Here is a 25,094-nt window from a genome sequence, read left to right as displayed (position 1 = left end):
AAGTTTGGCGGTATGGCAGCGATCGCAATTGTTATCGTCTCTCACAGTAAACAATTAGCTCTAGGTGTGCGGGAACTCGCCGCGCAAATGGTTCGGGGCCAAGTTTCCATCGCTGTTGCAGCAGGTATTGAAGATCCTGAAAATCCATTGGGTACAGATCCGATTCAGGTTTATGAAGCGATCGCTTCTGTTTTCTCTGATGATGGTGTTTTGGTATTGATGGATTTGGGTAGTGCTTTGCTAAGTGCAGAAATGGCGATCGAATTTTTGCCAGAAGCACAGCAGCAAAAAGTGTATTTGTGTGAAGCACCTCTAGTAGAAGGTGCAGTAGCTGCTGTGGTAGCTGCGGCGGCTGGTAAAAACATTCACCAAGTCATGGCGGAAGCACGCGGCGCACTCCTAGCAAAAGCAACTCAATTGGGTGTAAGTCCGTTGTCAGTTGTCAGTGACAATATCGAAGTAAGAAATTCAGAACTTCCCGTCAAAGAAATCCGGCTAATTGTCAGCAATCGCTTAGGATTACACGCCCGTCCCGCAGCCCAGTTTGTGGGAACATCAGCCCGGTTTCAATCGCAAATTCTGGTGCAGAATTTAACTAGAAATACTGGGCTAGTTCGGGGTGACAGTATTAACCAAGTCACCACTTTAGGAGTGCGTCAAGGACACGAACTAGTAATTACTGCCACCGGTTCGGATGCAGATGAAGCGCTGGCGGCATTACAAGCGTTATTCGCCAATAATTTTGGTGAGGATAATGTTGTCTTGAATTCTCCACCAGTATTTCACCACGAAGTTACCCCAGCAACTCACGGCGAACTTTCGGGAATTGCCGCTTCTGCGGGAGTAGCGATCGCACCTGTGGTTAATTATCAACCCACTCACATTACGATTACGGAATATCATGTAGACAATCCTGAATCAGAGTGGCAAAGAGTACAAGCAGCAATTCACACCGCCAAACAAGAAATTCAAGCAGTTTTTTCCCAAGCATCTCTGCAAATTGGTGACACTGAAGCCGCCATCTTTGATGCTCAATTACTATTTTTAGAAGATCCAGTATTGTTGGAAGCAGCTCATCAGCGTATTTTAGATCACTATATAAATGCTGAAGCAGCTTGGCAAGCCGTCGTAGATGAAGTAGCGACTTCTTACCGAACACTTGAAGATGCTTATCTGCAAGAGCGAGTTGAGGATGTTGTAGACGTAGGACAAAGGGTACTGCGATTACTAGCTGGGAATGCCCCTGCTAACTTGCATCTTTCGGAACCGGCAATTTTAGTGGCAACTGATTTAACCCCCTCAGATACCGCTAGACTAGATCCGAGAATGGTGTTGGGTATTTGTACAACTTCTGGTAGCGCCACCTCCCACAGCGCCATCATCGCCCGAACATTGGGTATTCCCGCAGTTTTGGGAGTGGATTCCCAGGTGTTGCATTTGGCAGATGGTACACTCATGGCGCTTGATGGTGAAAGTGGCAAAGCTTGGGTAGAACCAGAATCACATATCCTGGATTTACTGGAGGCAAAGCGAGAGGCTTGGCAAACTGCCCAGGAGGAAGCACGAGCTACAGCACATCAGCCAGCAATTACTCTTGATGGTCGGCAAGTTAGCGTTTTCGCAAATATTGGTAGTATAAATGATGTCCAAGTTGCTGTGGCTAGCGGTGCAGAAGGAGTGGGATTACTCCGCACAGAGTTTCTCTATCTCGATCGGACAAGTGCCCCTACAGAAGAAGAACAACTTGAAGTGTATCAGGCGATCGCCCAAGTTTTAGATAATCGTCCGCTAATTATTCGTACTTTAGATGTCGGTGGTGATAAGCCACTTCCTTATCTGAGAGTCGGGTTTCCAGAAGCAAACCCTTTCTTAGGTTGGCGGGGAATTCGTTTCTGTTTAGATCATTTGGATTTATTTAAAACTCAGTTACGGGCAATTTTAAGAGCCAGTGTAGGACACCAAATTAAAATTATGTTGCCGATGATTGCCACTGTGACGGAGGTACGTGCAGCTAAGGTAATTTTGGGTGAAGTGCAGGCTGAATTAAATCAAGCTGGTATCCCCTTTGATGCCGCGATGAAAGTAGGGATTATGGTGGAGGTTCCGTCAGCAGTTGCGATCGCAGATCAATTAGCAGCTGAAGTAGACTTCTTTAGTATAGGGACTAACGATCTGAGTCAGTACGTCATGGCTAGCGATCGCACTAATCCCCGCGTGGCAAATTTAGTTGATGCGCTACATCCAGCCGTGTTGCGAATGGTGCAGCAAACTATCCAAGCTGCTCATGCTGCCGGAATTTCGGTAGGATTATGTGGAGAATTGGCAGCAGATACTTTAGCAACACCAATTTTATTAGGTTTAGGGCTGGATGAGTTGAGCGTCAACCCTCAAAGTATACCTGGAGTGAAACAAGCGATCGCTCGATTAAGTATAGTTGAGAGTGAAGCGATCGCGGCATCAGCATTACAACAAGATTCCGCAGTTCATGTCAGAGAAATAATCTCAACTTCAATTATTCCCCCTACGAATTAGTTAAAATCTGATTCCCAGTTGCCCGTTAAAGCCACGAATAGAATTGTAACCAGCACCAACAAAAACGTTATCAGTAGCACCTACCTGAACACCACCGGAAACTGCAACACCTTTATCTTCTGAGTAAAGTCCAACTCCTACATAAGGTGAGATGACAGGCAAACTGATAAATTTTAAAACATCTACTCCCGTAGCGCCATCAGGGCCAGTTCCTAGCTCAACCCCAAAATTTAAAGCTCTAGCGCCTACAGCATAAGTTATATCACCATCTTTTCCACCGACTGAAACCCAAGGTTGCGGTATGAGTTGAGCCGATGCTTGACTTGGGGTAAATAAAGCTAACAAACATATAGGTGTAAGTAATGTTTTAGCAATAATCGCTATTTTCACGTTATCTTCTTCCACTAACTAGTGTATTTTAATTGTCTTCTCACAACTGCCCTTACTTCAACCAAAGTTTGGGCATGATGGCTAGTCGTGACGGATTGAACCTCATTTGAGTGCCCGATGAGTTCAAGCATTATTGTAGTCATGTAATATTAGTTACAGTAGGAGAACGCTTAAGCTTCGCTTATCGCGAACACTTTTTACCCTTCTTTTAACAGAGACGGCGATTCAAGCTGTCGCTCAACAAGCAAATGCTGTCGCCGCGCCGCCATGAAATTGCTGCCTCACTTAATTGGATTTATATGCTGTAATTCATTCACTTGAAATTTGCTGTAATTATTAAAAACTGATTATTCATAATCTAGACTGAAACTCTAATTCATTAAGGCATATTAAAAGTATCATTACATGACTATATGAATAATATACATAATTATTTATTGCCACATGGGTACATTATTCGCAAAGCGAAACCTTCTGATATGTGGTTAGTTTTTTTATTTATTATTAGAGGAAGGCTTGACCCTTCCCAACTAAAATGGCAGCAATTTTTGGTTATTGAGCATGATAGCTTTTTAGTCGCTTTCGGACAGTTGCGAAACTTTAAATTTGCACAAGAGCTTGGTAGTCTATTTGTTGTACCAGCTTACCGAAATCAAGGATTAGGGACTTTTTTAATACAGCATTTAATTGCTCAATCTACTCAACCGCTTTATTTAAAATGTTTAGAACATCAATTAGAAATTTTTTACGCTCAAAGAGGCTTTATCCCTGTCAGCTATGAGGAATTACCAGTATCACTCAAGTCTAAGTTCCGCTTGTCTCAATTACGAAAGAGTTTATTAAAAGCTTTTGTAGTATTTATGAAGTATCAATATCCCATCTGAAAACTTATTTGCATCGCGCATATTTTCACAATATTCATCTATGATTGCAACTGTTGGGTGAGTATCTCTTGCCATTAAACGTTTTTAGTAAGCAAGAAAACTTTGAGAGATTATCTGATTTCCAGCCTCCGACTGGGAATGCCTACTTTGAGGCTTCGCGTCCTTTACTCGCGGCGGCAACCCTACTCAAAAGTAGACACATCTCGCAGCAAACTAGGAATTTCCCCTTGAGAGAAAGGAAACTCCAGTAAGGTTTCTCTAAGACCCAAATACCCTGATTCAGCAAAAGACAACAGCATTCGTGAAAGCGCTAGCCAAACCTCCGGTTCGTATTCCCAATCACGATAACGCGAAGCATGAGCAGCAATTGAACGTAACGCCCAGAAATAAGAATTCCTTACCACCGAACCACCTTTCTTAAACTCTGGTAAATCTTCGTGGTAGATAAAAAGTATTTGATTGTCAATTCTAGCTCTCATCGCAATTTTAGATTTTAGATTAAAAGTAAATATTAAATAGGGTACATTACGGCTTTAGCCTAACGCACAATGTTGCATAGTGGTGCTATCAAATTCTCTGTGTTCTCTGCGCCTCCGTGGTTCAATAAATAACTTTTAAACCGCAGAGTCACAGAGAACGCAGAGAGGAAAATAGATACCTAAAAATTGGCGCTTAAACCCACACGAAAAGTAAATCCAGGGCTATAAATGCGATTAACTCGCTCATATTGCTCACCGAGGAGATTTTCTAAGTAAACCGTCAATCCTACATTGCTAGTTACAGGTACACGACCGCTCAAATCTAAATTTACGAAAGAAGGCGAAAAATCTGTAATCGTGTCACCAGGGTTTGTAAAGAAGGCTCTGCGAGTGCCACTGTTGTAGGTAACATACAAATTAGCCTGCCAACCTGAATTTTGATAACCCAAACCAGTTTGTAGTACAGAGTAGGGAATCAAACCTAACTGTAAACCTCTCTCTGAGCCTGTTTTTATTTGAGCATCTGTATAAGTGTAGTTGAGGAAAGTTGACCAACCAGCCGCAATTCTTAATTGCAATGCAACCTCTAAACCATTGGTATCAACTAGTCCAATGTTTTCCCATCTGCCGGCGATGACTCCCAAGCGATCGCCTATACTACTACCAAAGTAAGTAAACTGTCCAATCAGATTATCTGAAAAATTTACATCTACTCCCGCACTCCAAGTAGAGCCAGTTTCTGGTCTTAAATCAGGATTTGGTTCCCAACCATGAACTGTATCATAAACATACAACTGATCTAACCCAGGATTGCGTTGCGCTCCTGCCCAACTTCCACGCACTGCTACTAATGGTGTGACGGCATAACGTAACCCAACACTAGGGTTAAGATAATTTCCAAACTGACTGTCAAAACTTTGCCTTAGCCCTAAATCTATCAGAAAATCATCACTAATATTCCAAGTATTCACAGCAAATAAAGCTGTATTAAACAAACTCCTATCTTCAGTTTCATTAGTGGCAATCCTATTAGGATTCGTACTCAAAACATCACCAATTAAATCGGTGTTTTTCAAATCTAATCCCCAGCGCAATTTATTATTGGAAGTAACTTTCCACTCATGATCTACCCTGGCTGTCAGTTGTTGTGTATCTAAAGCTCCTGTACGGTAAAATGCTCCTGTAGGGCCATAAGTGCTAAAATAATCTTGGTTATAACCAATTGAAGTTGTCAGATTAGAACTTTCCCCATTACCTAGTCGAGTTTTCCAAGATAAGCCAACGTTTAAACCATCGTGGTCTAATCTATCTCTTTGCAGAGGAAAACCAAAATAAATTAAGCCGCGACGACTGCTGAGTGCGGTAACATCTAAATTCAACGAATTTTTTTTATCTAAATCTAGTCCAATGCTACCGAAGTAGATACTTGTAGCTGTATCTGCATTTGATAAAAATCCCTGTTCATCACGATTTGCTGCACCTACAGGCACGCGATAACGGTTATCTGTAAAGAATCTTTCAAAGCTAAAGTTATATTTGACATTATTGGATGAACCACCATAAGTTACTTGTTGATTATTTAAACTCAATGAGCCAAATTCTGCACTAGCGCTCAATTGAGGTTTACCATAACCTTCTTTGGTGATGATATTCACAACTCCCCCAAAGGCTGAAGAACCATACAAAGCGGAGGCTGTACCGCTATATAATTCCACTCGTTCAATCGCCTCTACAGGAATGCTATTTAAGTCAGTTCCACCATGATAAGTGTTGATATTATTGTTAATTGGTCTGCCATTAATTAGAAATACAGACTGATTAATTGAGGCTCCGCGATAGTATGTACCTGTGTGAATATCTGCACCGTGACCTACATCATTAATTGCAAAACCAGGCATTCTTTTTAAAATATCCGCTAAACTTGTCGCGCCCTGCTTTTGAATTTCTTCTTTATCAATTACGTATGTTGGTGTAGATTGAGGTAGGTTGTCTGGTTCTGCGATCGCTTCTATAGAAATGTCTGCATCATCTGTATAATCTGGCTGAGTTTCTGGGTTAACTTCACTCGGTGTAGATTGTTGAGTTAATAATTCGGCATTAGTGGCGGGTAGCTCAACTTCACTCAAACTCTGAATATCGGAAATGACTTCGGTTGATTTATCAGTATTTCTCTGCTCAATTTCACTCTCAGCAGCAAAGCTAGGAAATGCTATCAGTAAACCCGGTAAAGCAACTGTTAGCAACAAAAAATCTTTTTTCACGTTCTCTTTCACACCAAGTAAAAATAGTCACCACGTAGTATTTTTGCTGTAAAAGTAAAATCGTGTCAAAAGACACGCTGTCATATTTCCACAGATTTCGATTCCCCACTTTTCTAAAAAGTTGGGAATATTGTTGTTCAAAGATGAGTCAGTATTGCTATATAATTTGCTATTACGTACTAATTATAAATTACGTTAGCATTAAGAAAACTGGACGCTTCATAAACAGAATAAAAGGCAATAATTTATGATTCAAGCCTTACGCAAACTAGTTACATTTGACGAATTCGTTGCTAAATATCCCGACAACACAGGAAAACGTTATGAATTGCATGATGGAGTAATTGTAGAGATGCCGCAACCTACAGGCGATCATGAACAGATTATCGTATTTTTAGTTCAGAAACTTATTCTAGAATATAGTCGCATCAACTTACCTTATAGCATTCCGAAAACAGTACTTGTAAAACCGCTTGAAAGTGAATCGGCTTACTCACCAGATGTACTGATATTAAATCTTCCTAATTTGGTAAATGAACCTCTGTGGAAAAAAGAATCTACTGTAAGCCAAGCGGAATCAATACCCTTAGTAATTGAGGTGGTAAGTAGCAATTGGCGTGATGATTATTTAAAAAAAGCTGCTGACTATGAGGCTGTAGGCATACCAGAATACTGGATTGTAGACTATGCTGCTTTAGGCGGTAGGCGATTTATTGGCAACCCCAAACAAGCAACTGTCTCGCTTTACATCTTAATTGAGGGAGAATATCAAGTCAGCCAGTTTCGAGGTAGCGATGCCTGCGGCAACCCCTGCGGGGAACGCATTATCTCACCTACTTTCCCCGAATTAAATTTAACCGCAGAACAGATTTTTCAAGCTGGTGGATACCCTGTATAGTCTTTACAGTCTTACAAAAGAGCGATTTCCGTTGCAGACGAAATTTGTTGTCGCAGATTCTTCAGTAAATCTAAAGTTTTTTCGTAGGCAACTTTCTTTCCTTGATTGTAAAAGTACTCAGATGCTTTTTGTAAATCAGATATAGCTCCTAAATGATATCCTAAGCGATAGTGAGCTACTCCCCGATTAACGTAAGCCTGGGCATTACTGGGGTTGAGTCTGATGACGTGGGAAAAATCACGCACTGCACCAAAGTCATCTCCATTTCGGCCGCAAGTACAACCCCGGTTAAAGTACGCTCTATAATCGTTAGCGTTGAGACGAATTGCTAGATTAAAGTCGAGCATCGCTGCTTGGATATCTTGTAAGACAAAATGCGCCAAACCTCGGTCATTGTAGATATCTGCAAGCAGTAAGCTAGTAATTCGGGGAATTTGAGTTAAAGCTAAATTAAAGTCAAGAATTGCCTCCGAGTCTTTCCCATCCCCTGCAAAGGCTAACCCTCGGTTGTAGTAAGCTCGAAAATCGGATGGTTTAAGTGCGATCGCTTGATTATAATCAACGATGGCACCGGAATAATCCCCTTGTCTGTAAAGTGCCAAACCCCGGTTCAGATAAGCCTCAGAGTGATTAGGTGCAAAATTTATAGCTTGGGTACAATCTGCGATCGCTTGATGGTAATCTTGTAATTGAAGATAAGCAAGACAGCGATCGCTGTAAGCTACAGCAAAATCTTTCTCAACTTCAATTGCCTGATTAAAACTCTCTATTGCTTCCTGGTAACTACCCCGCCGCATCTTATCTACACCTAATTCCAAAAAATTACTCGCTGTAATTTGGGTAATGGAAACGGGTGCTGAATGTGCAGATAAAGTCAAAAAAGTGAGAGAAAAAGCAATAATTACACTGATAAATAATCGCCATAAATTACTCATAGTACCAAATTAGGATAGGTAATAGTGTTTGATGTTCTTGGAACAGTCTTTTTATCAAGACTATTAATCCAAAATTGGTATAAACATCCTATTTGACAATTTTGGCAAACCTAAAATTAGCGGGGCTTTTTGTCCCGCTAATTGTTAATTTTTGAAGTTATACCAATTCTATGTGAGACTGCACTTTATTCACGTAGGAGCAATTCATAAATTGCTCCTGCAATTTGTAGTTTTACGTCAATCTTCTAAGCGCATCTTCATAGAGAAATGGTATTAGATATTAATCTACTTCCAGCCCTTGTCTGCTTGTGAAAGCACGTAAGCAGCTACATTTTCAATTTGGTCAGCTTTCAAACGTTTGCCGAAGGCAGGCATAGCATTTTTACCATTTGTAACTTGGGCAATAATTGCCTCTGCTGAGTACAAACCATACTTTTCCAAAGCTTCCTTCTTCAGGTTTTTTGCTGCTTGAACCAGATTCTTACCTCCCGCATGACAAGAAGCACAATTAGCACTAAATACTTTAGCTCCACTAACGGCATCTCCTGCAAAAGCTGGGCTACTGAAGGCAAAGGTGAAGATTGCTATGCCTAACAATATGACTTTAATCATTTTTTTCATTTGGTGTTCCCTCTACAATAACGGCTTATTCGGTGCAATATCCTCCATAATTGTCAGTTGAGCCGCTCTTATAGTCAAACGACATCCTGTCAAACTTAGTTTTAAAGCTTTGAAATTTTGAATGTTTTAAATTTTAGCACAGAGTTATATCTAGCTAAAAATTACTTTTCATTTTTTCAGAAAATCTGAATCAGTTTATCTTTGACTTAATATGTCTTTATTAAGACGAGAAAAACGGATTAATTAGGTAAAAAAACTAATTTATCTATAAGAGTCTTTGTGCAAAATTGCCAATTAGTAAATTCTTAAAACTTCTATATTGAGTGTTGCCAGATATATGTATTTCTTTGTAAAGAAATAACTTTAAAATTTTACACAGGTAGTTCAATGAGAAATTCCATGCCTTCACCAATAACCGAGCTAAAACTCAATTTTCCACCGTGGGTTTCTTCAACAATCTGCCGAGCGATGTCTGACGACAAGCCGCTTTGCATCTACTTCGGCTTCAACGCCTTTGCAGCACTCAATGAGTTGAGTAATTCCTCTAGCTGTTGAGTAACCAAATTTGTGAGTGCGCCTAACTTATCACTGGCCCGATACAATTCTCAGCTACGCTTGCTTAATGAACCTAATGCTCCTCCTCTACGCAATGCCATAAAAAGAATGGATGAGCTAGGAGAGCAACCTTTAACGAACTATGTGTTTTCTGTTTGATTTCTAGCCAGTTGTGATGAAGCGGTGACGCTTGCTCTGCTTGTTTACTGCATCCACCATTTAAGGTAGTTTACAGAGCCTGAGCGTCAACAACTGGCCATTGGGTGGGATTTTTGAGACGGGAATCGATCCCTTGTAGAAGTTTCTCAATGTCCCAGTAACCCTGCTGATATATCAATTAAAACTGGAATAGAAAAATTTTGGATGCCAAATTGCCAAAAGCACTCAATCAATTTTGATTGGGGTAAACATAGGCGTTTTTATACCATGAAAAACGCTCCAGGTTTCCTCTGGAGCGGCTTTGGAGTCGTTATTTTGACTCAGAATTATATCAAAAACTGATGCAGAGCTTTATATATAGGAAGTTTAGTACGCCCTCTTGTTCAATTGGGTTCTGGCAAATCCGGTTAATTTGCATTTTTATAATTTTTTCCTGAATGAATGTCCTGTTTTCCCTTTTTACCTGCTGTAGATGTGATTAGAAACGCAAGGATTATTGGGGAGAATTCTTTGAGCATCGAAAACGACGGTCGCGGCAGTGGCAGGAATTGTTATAGCTTTTGTATTAGTTTATAGATAGCGTAGGCGCAGAACGCCTTCGACATCGCTATCGGCTCGTGAAGTTTCCTTATTTAAAGTGGTGTTATGTTGAATGGGGGCAAGAGTGATTAAAGATGGTTAATGTCTTTTACCTGCTCCCAGATATAGTTCACCCACTTTAGGATCGTTCAACAGTTCTTGACCAAGGCCCGAGATAGCATCGCGTCCAGACTCCAGTACATAGCCGCGATCAGCCATCTCTAAGGCTTTACGGGCATTTTGTTCTACTAATACGATCGCAGTTCCCGCCTGATTAATTTGTTTAATCTGCTCAAATACTTGTGTCACTAAGATCGGGGATAAAGCAGCAGATGGTTCATCCAAAATCAGCAAACTAGGTTCCAACATCAAAGCTTTGCCCATCGCTAGCATCTGGCGTTCTCCTCCAGAGAGAGTACCAGCCCGTTGACGACGGCGATCGCTCAGTTTGGGGAACATAGTAAATATTTTATCTTTAATTGGTTTCAGAGGAACATTAAGTACAAAAGCACCCATCTCCAAGTTCTCTTCAACACTGAGAGAGGGGAAAACATTGGCGATTTGTGGTACATAACACATTCCTCGTTGAACAATTTCATTGGACTTTAGCCCCACGATATTTTCACCTTTGAAGGTAATTGTGCCTGTGTGGGGGATCAAAAGCCCAAAAATTGCTTTTGCCAAAGTAGATTTACCAGCACCATTGGGGCCTATCACTGTTACCAATTCTCCTGGGGCAACCAGGAAATTCACACCTTGTAGGATATCTACATCTTTGATGTATCCAGCATGGACATTTTGAACATCTAGTAAATAGTCATTTGTCATTTGTCATTTGTCATTTGTAGTTTGTCATTGGTCAAAAAGAGGAAAAGGGGCAGAGAGTGGGGAACAGTGGGAGAAACCCATAAATTAAATTTAGGGGCTTGAGGCAAGGACGTATTATTTCTTGTGGCGCTTTCCGCTCAAAATAAATATTTTTACTTTTGAGAATAAATTTATTTGCTCTAAAACCCTTGTATCAGTATATTTCCATTATCTTCTCCCTGCCCCCTTCCCTCTGCTCCCCTGCCTCTTCAGTCAACAGTCAAGTCAAAAAATAACTATTGACTGTTGACTATGGACTATTACGGAGTTTTTTGCAACTCCGGTCGTTCTTCTGCCAGAATCGCCCCTTCTACTGGGCAAACTTGGAGACATATACCACAGTCGATGCAAGTGGCAAAGTCAATCCAGTACCAATCTGTTCCCTTGGCATTTTTACCTGGGCCATCATGAATACAAGCTACTGGACAGGCATCTACGCAGTCAGCTACGCCTTCACAGACTTCTGTAACAATTGTGTGCGGCATGTTCTCGATTCCCTCTTTTCTGTATCGGCTATTTCTAGCCTAGCAGGGGAGTGGGGATGAGGATTGGAGATACTGGTGTCAAGGTGAGTCTGGATGAGACTGCAATTTCTATTCATTACTAGCTCGTAACTCGGAATTTTCAAATTTACCCTTAATAGTAACGAAAGCAATATTTTTGGCGTCTGCGCGATTTGCTAGCCGATTCGAAATGGCAAGAAGCGGATCGGGAAACTTTGACAATTATGTTAAGGGTGGCTGGTCGAGAAAAAGAAGGCTGGCTTGATATTCAATCCATCAACAGCTTTCCCTGCACTGAGTTACGCACAATAGACCGACTTTGGCTAAGATATAGCAATGGGCAGTTTGGCTTTAGTGTGCAAAAGCGCATTTGGGAAAGCATCGGGGGAACGCTAGATGCTGATTATGAAACATGGTGTAAGTTTGGCGATCGTGTGGGCTGGCGGAGTCAAAGAGAATTTAACTTCACCTTCGATATAAAAGTCCCACATGGACATCTCCCGACGCAAGGAAGGGGAAAAAAGAGGCAGAAGGCAGAGTGGATGAGAGGTTTGGTAATACCTTCTATCGGATCGAGACTTCTAAGCTGTAATATATAAACCTTACAGAAGAAAATTGTAAAGATTCACAAACCAGTCAATATAATTCGTAATTTGTAATTCGTAATTATATGAAAATTAAAGGCATCAAGCGCAAAAACACTATAGAGATATTTCAGGAAATAAATATTCCTGATGGGCAAGAAATAATCATTGAGATTTTATACGAAGACTCTACAACTATCGTCACTGCTGAATCGCAATTCTGGAAATCTCTAGAAAAATTTCGCCAAGAACAAGAATTAGAAACCGCAGGTATTGAACCAGAAGTTTTTGTAGATGTGCGAGATTCTTCACCAGGACGTGAGGTAACTTGGTAAACTTGCGCTTTTTATTAGATACTAATATTCTTTCTGAGCCATTGCGCCCAATTCCCAATCCCAATGTTATCAAAATGCTGCGGCGACATGAAGATGAAATAGCAACAGCAACTGTTGTCTATCATGAACTAATTTTTGGATGCTACCGTCTTCCAGAATCTAACAAACGTAAAACTATAGAAAAATATCTCCAAGAAGTAGTTCAGCCTAATATACCCTTACTGCCATACGATACTAACGCCGCTAGATGGCACGCTACAGAAAGAGCACGTTTAGTAACTATTGGCAAAACGCCATCATTTGCAGATGGTCAAATTGCTGCAATTTCTAAAGTTAACGGTTTGATACTTGTTACTAATAATGTGTCAGACTACGGTGATTTTATCGAACTACAAGTCGAGAACTGGTTTATATGAACTTTTTTAAAATTAGAGGATCTTAGGAAAATACCGATAGAGAAAATCTTGCGGTGTCAAATGGGAATTGCATTAAATTCTGTCAGCACCGATAAATCTAAATCGCTAGTTACAATAACTTCGACATTGGCTGCTACAGCAGTTTTTAAAATTACAGTATCATCTAGATCGCGTAGCTGGGGAGTGGAGAGTGGGGGAGATGGGGGAGATAAAGCAATGCCCCATACCCCATGCCCAATCCCCAACTCAATTAACGCAATGATTCAATTTTTGGCGAACTATCAGCTTTGATCCAAGCAATTTGGGCTATGCTGCGATCGCGTGCATATTGGCGAATAGCCTCTGCATCCCTTCCCCCCAAATCAATTTCTACCCGCACCAAATCAGTAGAATCTCTGAGTTTTTGCGCGTAGGCAAAGGCAGCGGCGTTAGCACTGCCCGTCTCTGGTACTACCAAATAGTTACTCGCTGGGGTTACTTGTGGTAATTGCTGAGTAGATAACAAAACTTGGTATAAATCTTCAATGCTGAGTCCAAAACCAATACCAGGTATATTTTCTCTTTGAGGATGATATAGCCCCAAAAGTTGGTCATAGCGACCACCTCGCCCTAAAACTCTGGCTTGGGATTCGGTGTCGTTGACAACTTCAAAGACAATACCAGTGTAGTAATCTATAGTCTGGATCAGGCTGAGATCAAGGATTAACGGAAATTTTTTCTCTGATTCTAGTAATTCTACTAGGGATTTGAGGTTATTTACTGCTTCTCGCTGTTCTTCATCTAGATCCAGGCTACTAACTTTTTGCAACACGTCTGCACTTGGGCCACGCAAATCCATGATGATTTGGGCGCGATCGCGTAGTTTGTCACTCAAAGGTAAAGTATCTATGGTAATGCGGTCGAGATGAGCGATCGCACTGCGAACTTTATCCTGTAAATTAGCCGGAAATGCACTCAGGAGCGATCGCGTAATTCCCGCTTCACCTAAAATTAAGTGCCATTGTCGCAAACCCAATGCTGCTAAACAATCCGCGACTAGCAGCAGTACTTCCGCATTCGCCAGCAATCCGCCAGCACCTAACAACTCCACTCCAGCTTGATAAAACTCTTGCTGGCGATTATGCCTACTTTCCCACGTGCGGCGAAACACATTGGCGTTGTAGTACAACCGTTGCGGATAAGTTGCATTTGCCATGCGAGTGACAACAGTACGAGCAATGGATGCTGTTAATTCTGGACGTAGCCCTAATTCATCATCTTCGCCATTTTGTAGTTGAATCACCATCTGGCGCTGAATTGCTTCCCCTGCCATCAAGGTATCCATACGCTCTAAAGTTGAGGTGATAATCCTGTGATATCCCCAACGATGAAACACCTGCTGTAACCGATCTTCAATCCAGCGTTTTTTCTCCACATCCAAGGGCAATAAATCCCTGGCACCCGATGCTGGCTGATACACCATTATTTTTTCTTCCCACCAAACAAACCACCGAACAAACCACCACTACCAGATTTATCTGGTTGCTTATCTCCATTATTGGCGGATGAAGTCACCTTATGATCGTTAGGGTGTTGTGCTAATGCCTTATCTATTTTAGGTTTCCATTGCAATGCCGTTTCGTCATTAGGATCTAACTTTAAAGCGTTTTCAAAGTGGATTTTTGCCATTTTTAGCTGGTTTTGCCTCAAATACACCATTGCAATCAAGCTATGGCAGCGACTATTTTTAGGTTCTAGCTTCAGGGCATCTTGCAACTCTACTTTGGCTTGGGCAAATTGGTTTTTGTCAATCAAAGATTGAGCGCGACGAACATACTGTTCTACAACCGTATCTTCTTTTGGTGGCGCTGGTGCTGGTTTTGGGAGTGTATTTTTTGGTGTATTTGGTTGAGGTATACCTGATTGAACTTTGGGTTGAGTAGGTGGCAACGGCGCAGCGGATGTTTTGCTTGCACTCCGCATTAAATAGACTAAATTCAACTCACTAATTTGGGCAATAATTTGCTGCACTTGGTCTAAAGAATCATATTGGCTTTGAGCTAGTTTAGCGATCGCACTTTTATAGACATGATCGATATTAGGTGACTTAGCTAACTCTTTAGCCAAGTCGGTGGTGAGAGTCACCGAAGTAGACTCTTGTAGCAAGCGCTTGCCGATTTGCGACAAAATTAAAATATATTCCGTGCGAGTGCGATCGCCAGCAAGTTTTTCGTAAGCTGGGTTAACCAACTTTGATAACAATTCGTTTCCTAGCTGTTTTTGTTCATCACTTTCAGTAAACCTACTATCCGGGTGTAAGCGGCGGGCAATTTGGAGATAGCGTTTCCGAATCTCTTTGACATCCGCATCAACTGGAACGCACAATATTGCGTGATGATCTATGAAATCATATTTAAATAATCCACGATCTATTTTGAAAGACATATAGACTTTTTGCACCAAAGGAGCAGTTAGATTCCTTTTAGTTTACCCAAAGTCGGAGGGAAAGCCCCCACCCCCACGTGCTATACCCAGGCTGATAGTGGCGGAACTTGTAACAGTTCGTTACTGAGAGAGTCGTGAATATAACCATTTGTGGCCAGAATTCTACCTGACTCAATTTTGACAGGAGTGCCATTGTATGCGGTGACTTTGCCCCCGGCTTCTTGCAACAAAATTATCCCGGCGGCAATATCCCAAGGAGAAAGCCCTCGTTCCCAGTAACCATCGACACGCCCACAGGCAACATAAGCCAAATCTAGCGATGCTGAACCGCTACGTCTAACCCCTTGCGTAAGGTGGGTGAGGTGACTAAATTCTGCGTAGTTGTTATCAGAGGTTTCACGGCGATCGTAGGCAAATCCAGTTACTAGTAGGCTTTTACTCAGTTCAGATGTTGCCGAAACATTGATGGGACGACGATTTCGCGTTGCTCCCAAGCCAGTAGCCGCACTGAATAGCTCATTATGGAATGGGTCATAAATTACACCAACTTCTGGAACGCCATTAATTAACAGCCCAATAGAAACTGCAAAAAACGGGTATTGATGGGCGTAGTTGGTTGTGCCATCTAGAGGATCTATTGCCCAGAGGTATTCATTTTCTTGATTACCTAATTTGCCTGATTCTTCAGCGAGGATAGAGTGCTGGGGAAAATGGCGATGCAAAATTTCTAAAATCAACTCTTCTGAGGCTTTATCAGCAGCCGTGACTAAATCACCAGGGCGACCTTTTTCAATAATTGCGTCTTCTAACTTACCTAAGTAACCTTGCAAAATAGCACCAGCAGCTAAGGCTGCTTCTGTAGCAATATCTAGAAAAATTTGTATATTTGTCATTTGTTATTGGGCATTGATTACTTCTTCACTTACTCACTCCCCCACTCTCACCCTCAGCACGGGCTAAACCTTAGCTATCCGCTAACAGCACTCAGCACTAATTAAAGATTTTGGCGGCGAAACTCGGCGGGAGTGAGGCGCATGGGTTTTTCTGGGTTCCAGATTCCTTGACCCATGAGTCTAGCCCATTGTTGGGCACGTTCTAAACGCTGGTCATATTTGTGGTTAGGCGATCGCCCAACAAACATTGCATTCCCTTGTTTCACTAATTCTTCATTCAACAACACCTTATTTTTCCATACATAAGCTAGAGTTCGCCCGATTTTATCTTTTGCTTCTAAATCAAACTCTAGTTCAACCAATTCTTCTGCACCACCAATAAGATTTTCTAACTGTTCTTTTGCTGCTTCTCCCCAAGGTCTCTGTCGCAAATCTGGTGCATCAACGCCAACTAACCGCACTTGAGAAATCAAATTCGGTTGTTCAGCCATTCCTAACACTTCCAAACTTTGCCCGCTAACTACCCGCGCTACTTTCACCTGAGCCTGATTATTTGGCAACTGGTTTTTGCTTTGGCAACTCACCAAGAGCAATAAGCAAACCAAAATGGCTATTTTTCGTATCCAGTTACCAAGACTCACAACCATCACAAATTCTCCTATGGTCGCTGCTGCGCCTAGAGAGCAGAACTTCTTGCCCCCTGCTCCCTGCCTCACCTCGGCTGCGCTCGGCGACCACCTGCCTCCTGCCTTATTCAATTGTTTATTCCTCATCTAACGGTAAACCCGCTTTAACTTTCCCCTTAGCAAAATAGCGCCCAAACTGGAGTTCGTAGACTTCATCTTCGTCTTGTGTCTCTACTTCCAAGTCAGAACGGGGATAACTCACACACAACAGGGCATAACCTTGCTGACGTAAATCTGGTGACAATCCGATCGCCTCTGGTTGATAAATTTCTCCTGACAATACCCTCACAGCACAAGCGGTGCAAGCTCCGTTGCGACAGGAAAACGGTAGTTCCACACCTTGTTTTTCGGCAGTGTGCAGGATATAACGGTCTTCTGGCACTTTTAGGGTGTGTGTTTTGCCAGTGGCGCGATCGCGAACTTTAATTGTGTATGTACGGGACATCTGGATTTGCGTTGTGGAATTAGGACTTTCAGATTCAATCTAAGAATATCTTTCTTTATCTTTGCATTTTCTGGGATTCTATAGTATGATCGTAACTTGTGGCACCTGGAGAGGTGGCCGAGTGGTTTAAGGCGCAGACCTGGAAAGTCTGTTTAGGGAAACTTAACGGGGGTTCGAATCCCCCCCTCTCCGTTCTGAAACCTAGTCTAAATATATAGTTTGAACCAGACTTCTACAAATAGTCGGGTTCAAGAAAAAGCAGAATATTGCTAAATATATTCTTATTCTTAAAATTGCTTTAAAAGTGCATCAGTGGTTAGCGTTCCGCAGAAAAGGTATCGTACAAACCAAAAAACAAGCGAGACCGATGGTTGCCTCGCTTGTTTTTTAGTCCACTACACCAGTAGTTTACACAAGATTAACGAGACCTATTAGCATTTGAACCTTCAGCCGACTTTGCCTCTTTAAGTAACTGTGGCAGATGCTGCTCAATCTTTTTAGCTGTCTGCTCTTCCTGCTGCAAGTTTTGCTGTAGCAGCTGCACTACTTCGTTCTGCCCCATCTGCTCGGCACCTCTAATCAAAGCACGATAGGCGGCAATTTCCAACTGTTCTACCTTGGCCTGTCCGCCTGCTAGCCCTAAATCCACAATTTGAGGATTATCAGCAGACAGTAGTGTTAATTTTTGACCATCACTAATCAGACCAGCCGCCGCATCACAAGTAACGCGCTGCGGTTGCTGTCCCAAGGTCCTGAATACCTGCTCTAAATTCCTAATTTGCTGCTCGGTTTCGCCAATATGGGTTTCGAGCAAGGACTTCAACTGGCTATGTTGGCTATACTGCCACATTAATTGCTGTGCTTCCAAAAAGCGGTGTTCAGCATCGTATATACCACCAAGCTCATAGATGAACTTATCCTGCAAGTTTGTGATTTTTTTGGTGCCGGGACGTTCGCTAAGTTGAACCATTGTGATTCTCCTAAAGGTTTGATGCTGTATTTAACAGTCACACCCCTAACCTACGTCTGCTATCCAATCATTCTCTTCATACTTCAGGTATATCTAAGTGTTAAGTCTAACTGCTAAGTTCAACACACAATCTAGCGGAAAGTAACATTTATTTATTTTTCACTCATAATTGAGTCATTTTGTAAAGTCGCCAAACTCCTACTTCACTATGGTGACAGCCTGATGAAAGGATCGGGTAAATTAAGATAAGTAAAGAAAATGCTTTGAACTACATGACAGCTCTCAGCTTACAAGAAATTTCTACTCAGTTAGAAAGTCCGAACTTACGCGATCGCATGGTAGCTCTTGCTAATCTGCGTCATGTTTCTCCTGAACAGGCAGTCCCTTTAATTAAAAAGGTACTAGACGACGAATCTTTGCAACTGCGATCGATGGCAATATTTGCCCTTGGAATCAAGCCAACGCCAGAATGTTATTCAATTTTGGTCAGAATTCTCGAAAATGACCCCGATTATGGCATCCGCGCTGATGCCGCCGGTGCTTTAGGATATTTGGGCGATGCCAGAGCCTTTGAAGTGCTTTCACGGGCGTTTTATGAAGATACTGATTGGCTAGTACGCTTTAGTGCAGCCGTTTCTCTTGGTAACATTAAAGACCCCCGTGCCCGTCAAATTCTTCTTCAGGCATTAGATAGCAAAGAAGTAGTGTTGCAACAAGCTGCAATTTCTGCGCTCGGAGAAATTAAAGATATTGAGTCTGTCGATCAGATTCTACGCTTTGCCCAATCAGATGATTGGTTAGTCAGGCAGCGTTTGGCAGAAGCTTTGGGTAATCTTCCCACTCCCAAGAGTGTCTCAGCTTTAAAATACTTAGAAAAAGACAATCATTTCAACGTTGCTGAGGCAGCCAGAATTGGCCTCAAGAAGCTTGAGGAAATAGGCGATCAAGCTTAATAATATTAGAGCCTCCTACTACCTTTTAATAATTAAGTGGGAATTTTAGCATTTTGATGCAGGGTAATTTCATTCATGAATATTGAAGAGTTTTTTCAGTTAAGCGCTGGTAAATGGTTTTCTCATCGGACTAGTCAACATTTAGCTTTGAATCAATCTGAACATAGCAAGTCAGACATTATCATTGATACCTTAGCAGTAGATCATCCAGAAGCGACCAAACTGTGTCAACAGTACGAAATTAATCCTAGTTCCGCCTCCTGTGCTATCAAAATTAACTGGAATGGCACAATGGAAAAGGATCAAACAAAACATAGTGGTTCAACTGTGTTAGTTTCAGTACCCGATGCAGATAATCCGTCTGAAGGCAAGTTACTGCGGGAAGTAGTTGATGCTGAGAAAACTCCAGTTGCTGGACACTACAAATTTGACAGTGATGGTGCTTTAATCCTAACTATAGAAGATGAAAACATCTGGTCAGAGGAGCGCCTGTGGTTTGCTAGCCCCAATTTGCGAATGCGGGTAAATGTCCTCAAGAGTTTTGGTGGATTTAGCATTACTTCCTTCACTTCTGAGATTCGCATGGGTGGTTTTCCACCTGCTGCGAAAGCTTCCGAGGCAGCTAATTCAGTATCGAGTTAGTTGTAATACAGCGTATTTTCCCTATTTAGGACTTACACAAAACTATACACACTCAGGGGCAGAGCATCGCTTGCCCCTACATTTTTTGTTTGATTTCTCTAGAGACAATGTTGTTATTAGCACTAAGATCATCGATCCCTCAAAGGCAGGTGTTAGCAGAAATAGCCAGCCTGGTTTCGTCATCATGACAACTAATGCAACAGCACCTGAAGGTGGGTGTACAGTTCCGGTAAACTGCATAATTGCGATCGCACCAGAAACAGCCATTCCCATTGCCAAGGGAGAAGCACCGAAAAAATGCAGAATTATCAGACTCACTATAGCAGCTAAAAGATTACCCCCAATGACATTACGAGGTTGAGCTAAAGGACTGTCAGGGACACCAAAGATCAAGACACTTGTAGCACCAAAAGGAGCCATTAGCAAAGGAGAATTAGTTTTAACAGCAAGGTAAGACGTTGCTGTGATGGCTAAAAAACTACCGATCCAACTCCAAAAAACATGGCGATGATGAGGTCTGTCTATTGGACAGGTTAACGGACAAGAACGCCATCTACCAAAGGTTTTAAACCAATAATTTTGCCACTTCAACCGAACTTTTTTACTATCGATCATGAATCAACCACTCGATAATCATGACTCCTTGAATTGACTGAGCAAGGCTTTGCTTAAGTTACAATACCATGACATTTGGAAAAAAGTCTCTAAAAAGTATCTAAATACACAGATTTTTTTCTCAAAACTAATATATAAGGAAAATTGATCTCTGTCTCCTGCCGCGAACAGAGAGAGCAAAGGGTTTAACCGCGTTAGTTTAATAAGTTTTTAAGCAGACATGATATTTGTGGATTAAGTGATATCCGGTAACGCTACTACCTCAAATATCTCAGAAATATTACTGAACCATCAAGACAATAAATGTAACTAACATATACATAAATATTGTCAGGATGCTGAATATGTCAGATTTACCGCTTCAGTGCAAAAATTTGAAAGAGCAAGTTGAGTCGATATTACAACTTTTACAACAAGAACCAACGCTACATTTTCAAGATATTACACCTGTACAAACTTCCTTAACTAAAGCGATTTCTCCTAAGTTTGAGATTGTGTTTGCAGGTGCATTTAGTGCTGGTAAATCAATGCTAATCAATGCACTATTGGAGAGAGAACTACTTTACAGTGCAGAAGGACACGCTACAGGTACAGAATGCAAAATCGAGTATGCAGAAGTAGATAAAGAACGTGTTGTTTTAACGTTTTTAAGTGAAGCAGAAATTCGAGAACAAGCAGTTTATTTGTGTCAGCAACTAGGATTTACAACAGTAACTAATATTAACCAAGCTGATGTAATTACTTTGCTACGTCAAGGTTCTGAAGCAATTATTCAGCAGGAGGGTGGCGAGAGTAAATCAGAACGTGCAAAACAGGCGAAGGCGTTAATGTTGTTGGTAGAAGGATATATAGCAAACCGCGATCGCATCAACACGGTTAATAATGCTACATACTCAATGGAGCAATTTAACTTTTCTAACCTCAAGGAAGCGGCTGGATATGCCCGTCGTGGTAGCAATAGTGCAGTATTGAAGCGAATAGAATATTACTGCAATCATCCTTTGCTAGAAGATGGAAATGTAATTATTGACACACCAGGTATAGATGCACCAGTAGAGAAAGACGCACAATTAACTTATGCTAAAATTCAACATCCTGATACTTCGGCGGTGGTGTGTGTGCTAAAACCTGCTGCGGCGGGTGACATGACAAAAGAAGAAACAGAACTTTTGGAATTAATGCGGCAAAATGGGGGAGTACGCGATCGCGTCTTCTATGTCTTCAACCGCATCGATGAAACTTGGTACAATACCCAACTACGACAACGATTAGACGATTTAATTAGTGGGCAATTTGCTAATTCAAACAAAGTCTATAAAACAAGTGGATTATTAGGATTTTATGGCAGTCAGATTAAACAGACAAATCAACTAGATAGATTTGGTTTAGATTCTGTTTTTGCAGAAAGCATTAAAGGTTTAGATGGTAAAGAAGAAACACCACAATTTGTCTATGCGTTTAACAACTACTGCGTAAATTCAGGAAAGTTATCTACCACTAAATTCCGTGTCTCTGTTAATGGCTATGAAACCCCAAATCAAAATTATGTGCGGATTTTGGGAGATTGGGGAAATGAACTGATAGAAAAGCTAATTCAAGATAGTGGTACTGAAGAATTTCGCACAGCTATTACTCGCTATCTTACAGAAGAAAAGCGCCCCCAATTATTTAAGAATCTTGCTGATGATTTGGAAGATGTTTGTATTAAACTGAAAAAACATTATCAAAGTGTGCAACGTAATTTAGATAGTCAACCCCAAGAAATTGAGAGTATGAAGGTGCAAGAGTTGCAACGTCTAAATCAGCAACTCCAGCAAGTTGGTAGAGAATTTAGCGAGCATATCACAGAAGAAGTTAACCAAATAATTAATAATTCTTGTGATGCCTTTGAAGTAGATTTTAGACAATTGCAATCACGAATGATTCGCCGTTTAGATGAATTGCTAGATACTTTTTCTGTAGCTTCTGCTTATCAACGTGCAACAATTAGCCATCCTCGCAACGCTACTGCACCTCTAATTGCTATTTTAGTAGAGGCATTTTATTACTTAGCAAATCAGTTAGAAGATATTTTGATTGAATCATCTCAGCAAGTTGTTACGAATTATTTCCAGAGATTGATTGAAAAAATTCGCAAGTCAGAATATTATCGCCAGTTGTATCGTTTATTAGATAATGATGGTGGGATTGAACAAGAGATCAGAAATTTAGAAAAAGGAGTTACTCAAGCATTAGTGAGTGCAGCTAGTGTAGAGTGCGATCGCTTCGTGCGAGAAAGTCCAAGATTTTATGATGAAGGCACTTTTTCTATATATCAATTTCGCCAAACTTTATTACAAACTTCTCAAGGATACGACGCTGAAAGTATCGTGGAAGCAGAACCAGCAATTAGGCAATTATTGAAGCTAGATTTTGAGCCAAAAGTCTCTCATACTATTCGTAAATCTTTCCGTCAAACCATCAACCAAACGCTCAAAACTCAGTTGTTACCAATGGCAGAACAGCAAGCAGATGAGATTTTGCAGCAATACCCACAGGCGCGGGCTTATTTAGAGAAAACACTGCAACAAGAAGCTGAAGAAAAAATTGCGAATAATCGCCGATTATTGAGTGTTGTTGAGGAAAATATTGCAGCATACAATTCAGCCGTTTCTAGTATCAATAGTTGTTTGCAGTCGATGAAACTATACGATCGTTTCTTGCCTACAATTGGTGATTCTTTTGATGCTGATGATAAGTTTACCAATAATGGATTTGTGGTTTCAGACGCGATGCAAGAGGTTGAATATTAATCTCAAAGAGAATTCTATCTTTTAGTGAGTGCTAAGTCACTCACTAATTGCAGCTTTGTGTAAATTAGAAAATTTTAAAAGGTAAGGTTGATATGGAAGATGGATTCAAGGCAATAGAGTGTAACGATGGTGATGTTTTGGACTTCGGAGATAAGACATATAAAATTGCTAAATTTAGGCAAGCAATGGATACCTCATTTAACTCCAAGCTGGAAGATACATTGAATGAAGAATTAAGTAGACAAGAAGTAGAGATAAAAGACTCTCCGAATATGAATTGGTTTCAGAAGGGTATAGATTGTGAAATTTTAACATTAGGTTCTCAAAGCTGGAAAAAGGGCAAAGTAAAAATTAAGATAAGCGTTGAATTTTATATTGAAGAGGAAGATGTAGAAATAACTAACAGCAAAAATTCAGAAATCATTGAACCAGAATCCTCTCTTGACGATCTTCGCCGCATGATTCATGACTAAAATTAGTCAATAATAATTTATATATCGCAATTCTATTTAATTTGTAAAAATTAGTGATGTTCAGATCCCTGACTTCGTAAAAGTTTTTGGGGATCTAACTTTTTATGAATTATTCAGGCGTTGCTATAACCTATTAAAATTCGTGACTATCCTAATCCTCAATTAAATGGTTATGCTTATCAAGCGTCGGCAATTTATTACAACCTGTGGACTAGCTACCTTAGCCACCCAAATATCATCATTTACCGCCCAAGGTAAGCCATCTCCAAACATCATTCACAAGCCGTCACGCCTACAAGTGGGTGATACTGTAGGATTAATCGCCCCTGCGGGTATTGTTGACGCTAAAGATATTGAAGCAGCGCAGCAATCAATTTCACAATTAGGGTTAAAAGTCAAGTTGGGGAAGCATATTTTAGCTCGTTATGGCTATTTAGCGGGTAAAGATAGCGATCGCGCCCAGGATGTAAACTTGATGTTTAGCGATCGCACCATCAAAGCAATTATCCCTATGCGTGGCGGTTGGGGCTGTAATCGCATTTTACCGCTACTAAACTACTCACTGATCAGCTCCCATCCGAAAATTATCATTGGTTACAGCGATATTACAACGCTGTTGTTGGCAATTAATGCCCGTAGTCAAATGATTACTTTTCATGGGCCAGTTGCCACATCTACTTGGAATCAATTTACAGTGGATTACTTCAAACGCATCTTATTTAATGGTGAAGCAGTGACTATGCAAAATCTCAACCCTAGCGAAGTGCGGGTGGAGACAATAGCACCAGGAAAGGCGAGAGGTAAACTCATCGGTGGAAACTTATCAGTGCTATCAGCGATGGTAGGTTCACCTTACCTCCCTTCTTGGAACAAAAGCATTTTGTTTGTGGAAGAAGTTGGCGAGGATGTTTATCGTATAGATAGGATGCTGACACAGTTAAAAACTGCTGGAATACTGAACCAAATTGCTGGCTTTATCTTTGGGCAATGCACTAAATGTAGTCTTGGAGATGAACCGTCATTCACATTAATCCAAGTATTGCAAGACCACATACTACCTTTAGGTATTCCTGCTTGGTATGGTTCAATGATTGGTCATATTAAGGATAAATTTACCTTGCCAATCGGTGTGGAAGTGGAAATAGATGCTGAACTTGGGATAATACGAATGTTAGAGTCGGCTGTCAGTCTGGTTTAAGCATC

27 protein-coding genes and 1 tRNA gene are annotated in these 25,094 nt (G+C 41.1%); 12 read left to right on the top strand and 16 right to left on the bottom strand.

What is annotated here, in order from left to right; translation table 11 throughout:
* Positions 1-12: 12 nt before the first annotated feature.
* Positions 13-2,532: a phosphoenolpyruvate--protein phosphotransferase gene (gene ptsP / locus NPUN_RS05980; RefSeq protein WP_012407922.1), complete on the top strand. Its 2,520-nt coding sequence runs from the start codon at positions 13-15 to the stop codon at positions 2,530-2,532.
* On the opposite strand, the gene NPUN_RS05975 is transcribed toward ptsP, so the two are convergent.
* Positions 2,533-2,922 carry a hypothetical protein gene (locus tag NPUN_RS05975; protein WP_041565937.1) on the bottom strand — a complete coding sequence of 130 codons (390 nt, stop codon included), beginning with the start codon at positions 2,920-2,922 and terminating at the stop codon, positions 2,533-2,535. It abuts the gene before it with no gap.
* A 413-nt stretch (positions 2,923-3,335) separates the two neighbouring features.
* Between NPUN_RS05975 and NPUN_RS05970 the strand changes: the two genes are divergently transcribed.
* Positions 3,336-3,806 (top strand): GNAT family N-acetyltransferase, encoded by a 471-nt coding sequence (locus NPUN_RS05970; RefSeq protein ID WP_012407920.1) that lies wholly within the window; start codon positions 3,336-3,338, stop codon positions 3,804-3,806.
* A 182-nt stretch (positions 3,807-3,988) separates the two neighbouring features.
* Here NPUN_RS05970 and NPUN_RS05965 read toward each other — a convergent pair whose 3' ends face one another.
* Together NPUN_RS05965 and NPUN_RS05960 are read right to left on the bottom strand one after the other, a co-directional pair.
* On the bottom strand, positions 3,989-4,285 hold the full coding sequence (locus tag NPUN_RS05965; protein ID WP_012407919.1) for a hypothetical protein: 297 nt from the start codon (positions 4,283-4,285) through the stop codon (positions 3,989-3,991).
* Between the two features lie 179 nt (positions 4,286-4,464).
* Complete coding sequence (locus NPUN_RS05960; RefSeq protein WP_012407918.1) at positions 4,465-6,546, bottom strand: TonB-dependent receptor plug domain-containing protein; 2,082 nt, start codon at positions 6,544-6,546, stop codon at positions 4,465-4,467.
* 247 nt (positions 6,547-6,793) lie between these two features.
* On the opposite strand from NPUN_RS05960, the gene NPUN_RS05955 reads away from it, so the two are divergent.
* The gene (locus tag NPUN_RS05955; protein WP_012407917.1) at positions 6,794-7,444 is read left to right on the top strand and encodes a Uma2 family endonuclease; all 651 of its coding nucleotides are present in this window, start codon (positions 6,794-6,796) and stop codon (positions 7,442-7,444) included.
* Positions 7,445-7,455: 11 nt separating this feature from the next.
* Here NPUN_RS05955 and NPUN_RS05950 read toward each other — a convergent pair whose 3' ends face one another.
* The 5 genes from NPUN_RS05950 to NPUN_RS05935 all read right to left on the bottom strand — a co-directional run bounded on the left by NPUN_RS05950 (position 7,456) and on the right by NPUN_RS05935 (position 11,645).
* Positions 7,456-8,379, bottom strand: a complete 924-nt coding sequence (locus NPUN_RS05950; RefSeq protein WP_012407916.1) for a tetratricopeptide repeat protein — start codon at positions 8,377-8,379, stop codon at positions 7,456-7,458.
* A gap of 285 nt (positions 8,380-8,664) precedes the next feature.
* On the bottom strand, positions 8,665-9,000 hold the full coding sequence (gene petJ, locus NPUN_RS05945) for a cytochrome c6 PetJ (protein WP_012407915.1): 336 nt from the start codon (positions 8,998-9,000) through the stop codon (positions 8,665-8,667).
* A gap of 371 nt (positions 9,001-9,371) precedes the next feature.
* Positions 9,372-9,494, bottom strand: coding sequence for a HAMP domain-containing histidine kinase (locus NPUN_RS44035; protein ID WP_193372254.1), 123 nt, complete (start codon positions 9,492-9,494; stop codon positions 9,372-9,374).
* Positions 9,495-10,392: 898 nt separating this feature from the next.
* Positions 10,393-11,121: an ABC transporter ATP-binding protein gene (locus NPUN_RS05940; RefSeq protein WP_012407914.1), complete on the bottom strand. Its 729-nt coding sequence runs from the start codon at positions 11,119-11,121 to the stop codon at positions 10,393-10,395.
* Positions 11,122-11,420: 299 nt separating this feature from the next.
* The gene (locus NPUN_RS05935) at positions 11,421-11,645 is read right to left on the bottom strand and encodes an indolepyruvate ferredoxin oxidoreductase subunit alpha (protein ID WP_012407913.1); all 225 of its coding nucleotides are present in this window, start codon (positions 11,643-11,645) and stop codon (positions 11,421-11,423) included.
* Positions 11,646-11,827: 182 nt separating this feature from the next.
* Between NPUN_RS05935 and NPUN_RS05930 the strand changes: the two genes are divergently transcribed.
* The 3 genes from NPUN_RS05930 (at position 11,828) to NPUN_RS05920 (ending at position 12,998) form a co-directional block, all read left to right on the top strand.
* Complete coding sequence (locus NPUN_RS05930) at positions 11,828-12,262, top strand: GUN4 domain-containing protein (RefSeq protein WP_083782325.1); 435 nt, start codon at positions 11,828-11,830, stop codon at positions 12,260-12,262.
* Positions 12,263-12,333: 71 nt separating this feature from the next.
* A complete protein-coding gene (locus tag NPUN_RS05925; protein WP_012407911.1) occupies positions 12,334-12,582 on the top strand; it encodes a hypothetical protein in 249 nt (82 codons plus the stop codon).
* 2 nt (positions 12,583-12,584) lie between these two features.
* On the top strand, positions 12,585-12,998 hold the full coding sequence (locus NPUN_RS05920) for a type II toxin-antitoxin system VapC family toxin (RefSeq protein WP_012407910.1): 414 nt from the start codon (positions 12,585-12,587) through the stop codon (positions 12,996-12,998).
* A gap of 56 nt (positions 12,999-13,054) precedes the next feature.
* On the opposite strand, the gene NPUN_RS05915 is transcribed toward NPUN_RS05920, so the two are convergent.
* The 6 genes from NPUN_RS05915 to NPUN_RS05890 form a co-directional block, all read right to left on the bottom strand.
* Complete coding sequence (locus tag NPUN_RS05915) at positions 13,055-13,243, bottom strand: hypothetical protein (protein ID WP_012407909.1); 189 nt, start codon at positions 13,241-13,243, stop codon at positions 13,055-13,057.
* A gap of 5 nt (positions 13,244-13,248) precedes the next feature.
* On the bottom strand, positions 13,249-14,460 hold the full coding sequence (locus NPUN_RS05910; RefSeq protein WP_012407908.1) for an ATP phosphoribosyltransferase regulatory subunit: 1,212 nt from the start codon (positions 14,458-14,460) through the stop codon (positions 13,249-13,251).
* Positions 14,460-15,422, bottom strand: a complete 963-nt coding sequence (locus tag NPUN_RS05905; RefSeq protein WP_012407907.1) for a J domain-containing protein — start codon at positions 15,420-15,422, stop codon at positions 14,460-14,462. The genes NPUN_RS05910 and NPUN_RS05905 overlap by 1 nt, the downstream gene beginning before the upstream one ends.
* A gap of 80 nt (positions 15,423-15,502) precedes the next feature.
* A complete protein-coding gene (locus tag NPUN_RS05900; RefSeq protein WP_012407906.1) occupies positions 15,503-16,315 on the bottom strand; it encodes an inositol monophosphatase family protein in 813 nt (270 codons plus the stop codon).
* Positions 16,316-16,416: 101 nt separating this feature from the next.
* Positions 16,417-16,962: a thermonuclease family protein gene (locus NPUN_RS05895; RefSeq protein WP_041565935.1), complete on the bottom strand. Its 546-nt coding sequence runs from the start codon at positions 16,960-16,962 to the stop codon at positions 16,417-16,419.
* 115 nt (positions 16,963-17,077) lie between these two features.
* Entirely contained in the window at positions 17,078-17,446 is a 369-nt protein-coding gene (locus tag NPUN_RS05890; RefSeq protein WP_012407904.1) for a 2Fe-2S iron-sulfur cluster-binding protein, read from the bottom strand.
* 107 nt (positions 17,447-17,553) lie between these two features.
* Here NPUN_RS05890 and NPUN_RS05885 point away from each other — a divergent pair.
* Positions 17,554-17,638 (top strand) — tRNA-Ser (locus NPUN_RS05885).
* Positions 17,639-17,864: 226 nt separating this feature from the next.
* Here the strand turns inward: NPUN_RS05885 and NPUN_RS05880 are convergent.
* Entirely contained in the window at positions 17,865-18,416 is a 552-nt protein-coding gene (locus NPUN_RS05880; RefSeq protein ID WP_012407903.1) for a YciE/YciF ferroxidase family protein, read from the bottom strand.
* 272 nt (positions 18,417-18,688) lie between these two features.
* Here NPUN_RS05880 and NPUN_RS05875 point away from each other — a divergent pair, with 272 nt between their 5' ends.
* Positions 18,689-19,369, top strand: coding sequence for a HEAT repeat domain-containing protein (locus NPUN_RS05875; protein ID WP_012407902.1), 681 nt, complete (start codon positions 18,689-18,691; stop codon positions 19,367-19,369).
* 75 nt (positions 19,370-19,444) lie between these two features.
* Positions 19,445-20,011, top strand: coding sequence for a phycobiliprotein lyase (locus tag NPUN_RS05870; RefSeq protein ID WP_012407901.1), 567 nt, complete (start codon positions 19,445-19,447; stop codon positions 20,009-20,011).
* 42 nt (positions 20,012-20,053) lie between these two features.
* On the opposite strand, the gene NPUN_RS05865 is transcribed toward NPUN_RS05870, so the two are convergent.
* Positions 20,054-20,626: an HPP family protein gene (locus NPUN_RS05865; protein WP_012407900.1), complete on the bottom strand. Its 573-nt coding sequence runs from the start codon at positions 20,624-20,626 to the stop codon at positions 20,054-20,056.
* Positions 20,627-20,970: 344 nt separating this feature from the next.
* Here NPUN_RS05865 and NPUN_RS05860 point away from each other — a divergent pair, with 344 nt between their 5' ends.
* The 3 genes from NPUN_RS05860 to NPUN_RS05850 all read left to right on the top strand — a co-directional run bounded on the left by NPUN_RS05860 (position 20,971) and on the right by NPUN_RS05850 (position 25,089).
* Entirely contained in the window at positions 20,971-23,418 is a 2,448-nt protein-coding gene (locus NPUN_RS05860; RefSeq protein WP_012407899.1) for a dynamin-like GTPase family protein, read from the top strand.
* 92 nt (positions 23,419-23,510) lie between these two features.
* Entirely contained in the window at positions 23,511-23,891 is a 381-nt protein-coding gene (locus tag NPUN_RS05855; RefSeq protein ID WP_012407898.1) for a KGK domain-containing protein, read from the top strand.
* Between the two features lie 172 nt (positions 23,892-24,063).
* Positions 24,064-25,089, top strand: a complete 1,026-nt coding sequence (locus NPUN_RS05850; protein WP_041565933.1) for a S66 peptidase family protein — start codon at positions 24,064-24,066, stop codon at positions 25,087-25,089.
* Positions 25,090-25,094 lie beyond the last annotated feature (5 nt).

Source organism: Nostoc punctiforme PCC 73102 (assembly GCF_000020025.1).
Classification (GTDB): domain Bacteria; phylum Cyanobacteriota; class Cyanobacteriia; order Cyanobacteriales; family Nostocaceae; genus Nostoc; species Nostoc punctiforme.
The sequence above is the reverse complement of the archived record's forward strand: the minus strand, read 5'-3'. Positions and strand labels throughout refer to the sequence as shown.

What these genes read in the sequence shown, in the direction of transcription:
- ptsP (WP_012407922.1), top strand. Translation starts at nt 13, where the DNA reads ATGGCAGCGATCGCAATTGTTATCGTCTCTCACAGTAAACAATTAGCT.
- NPUN_RS05970 (WP_012407920.1), top strand. Translation starts at nt 3,336, where the DNA reads ATGAATAATATACATAATTATTTATTGCCACATGGGTACATTATTCGC.
- NPUN_RS05965 (WP_012407919.1), bottom strand. Translation starts at nt 4,285, where the DNA reads ATGAGAGCTAGAATTGACAATCAAATACTTTTTATCTACCACGAAGAT.
- NPUN_RS05955 (WP_012407917.1), top strand. Translation starts at nt 6,794, where the DNA reads ATGATTCAAGCCTTACGCAAACTAGTTACATTTGACGAATTCGTTGCT.
- NPUN_RS05950 (WP_012407916.1), bottom strand. Translation starts at nt 8,379, where the DNA reads ATGAGTAATTTATGGCGATTATTTATCAGTGTAATTATTGCTTTTTCT.
- petJ (WP_012407915.1), bottom strand. Translation starts at nt 9,000, where the DNA reads ATGAAAAAAATGATTAAAGTCATATTGTTAGGCATAGCAATCTTCACC.
- NPUN_RS44035 (WP_193372254.1), bottom strand. Translation starts at nt 9,494, where the DNA reads ATGCAAAGCGGCTTGTCGTCAGACATCGCTCGGCAGATTGTTGAAGAA.
- NPUN_RS05940 (WP_012407914.1), bottom strand. Translation starts at nt 11,121, where the DNA reads ATGACAAATGACTATTTACTAGATGTTCAAAATGTCCATGCTGGATAC.
- NPUN_RS05935 (WP_012407913.1), bottom strand. Translation starts at nt 11,645, where the DNA reads ATGCCGCACACAATTGTTACAGAAGTCTGTGAAGGCGTAGCTGACTGC.
- NPUN_RS05925 (WP_012407911.1), top strand. Translation starts at nt 12,334, where the DNA reads ATGAAAATTAAAGGCATCAAGCGCAAAAACACTATAGAGATATTTCAG.
- NPUN_RS05910 (WP_012407908.1), bottom strand. Translation starts at nt 14,460, where the DNA reads ATGGTGTATCAGCCAGCATCGGGTGCCAGGGATTTATTGCCCTTGGAT.
- NPUN_RS05905 (WP_012407907.1), bottom strand. Translation starts at nt 15,422, where the DNA reads ATGTCTTTCAAAATAGATCGTGGATTATTTAAATATGATTTCATAGAT.
- NPUN_RS05900 (WP_012407906.1), bottom strand. Translation starts at nt 16,315, where the DNA reads ATGACAAATATACAAATTTTTCTAGATATTGCTACAGAAGCAGCCTTA.
- NPUN_RS05895 (WP_041565935.1), bottom strand. Translation starts at nt 16,962, where the DNA reads ATGGTTGTGAGTCTTGGTAACTGGATACGAAAAATAGCCATTTTGGTT.
- NPUN_RS05890 (WP_012407904.1), bottom strand. Translation starts at nt 17,446, where the DNA reads ATGTCCCGTACATACACAATTAAAGTTCGCGATCGCGCCACTGGCAAA.
- NPUN_RS05880 (WP_012407903.1), bottom strand. Translation starts at nt 18,416, where the DNA reads ATGGTTCAACTTAGCGAACGTCCCGGCACCAAAAAAATCACAAACTTG.
- NPUN_RS05875 (WP_012407902.1), top strand. Translation starts at nt 18,689, where the DNA reads ATGACAGCTCTCAGCTTACAAGAAATTTCTACTCAGTTAGAAAGTCCG.
- NPUN_RS05870 (WP_012407901.1), top strand. Translation starts at nt 19,445, where the DNA reads ATGAATATTGAAGAGTTTTTTCAGTTAAGCGCTGGTAAATGGTTTTCT.
- NPUN_RS05865 (WP_012407900.1), bottom strand. Translation starts at nt 20,626, where the DNA reads ATGATCGATAGTAAAAAAGTTCGGTTGAAGTGGCAAAATTATTGGTTT.
- NPUN_RS05860 (WP_012407899.1), top strand. Translation starts at nt 20,971, where the DNA reads ATGTCAGATTTACCGCTTCAGTGCAAAAATTTGAAAGAGCAAGTTGAG.
- NPUN_RS05855 (WP_012407898.1), top strand. Translation starts at nt 23,511, where the DNA reads ATGGAAGATGGATTCAAGGCAATAGAGTGTAACGATGGTGATGTTTTG.
- NPUN_RS05850 (WP_041565933.1), top strand. Translation starts at nt 24,064, where the DNA reads ATGCTTATCAAGCGTCGGCAATTTATTACAACCTGTGGACTAGCTACC.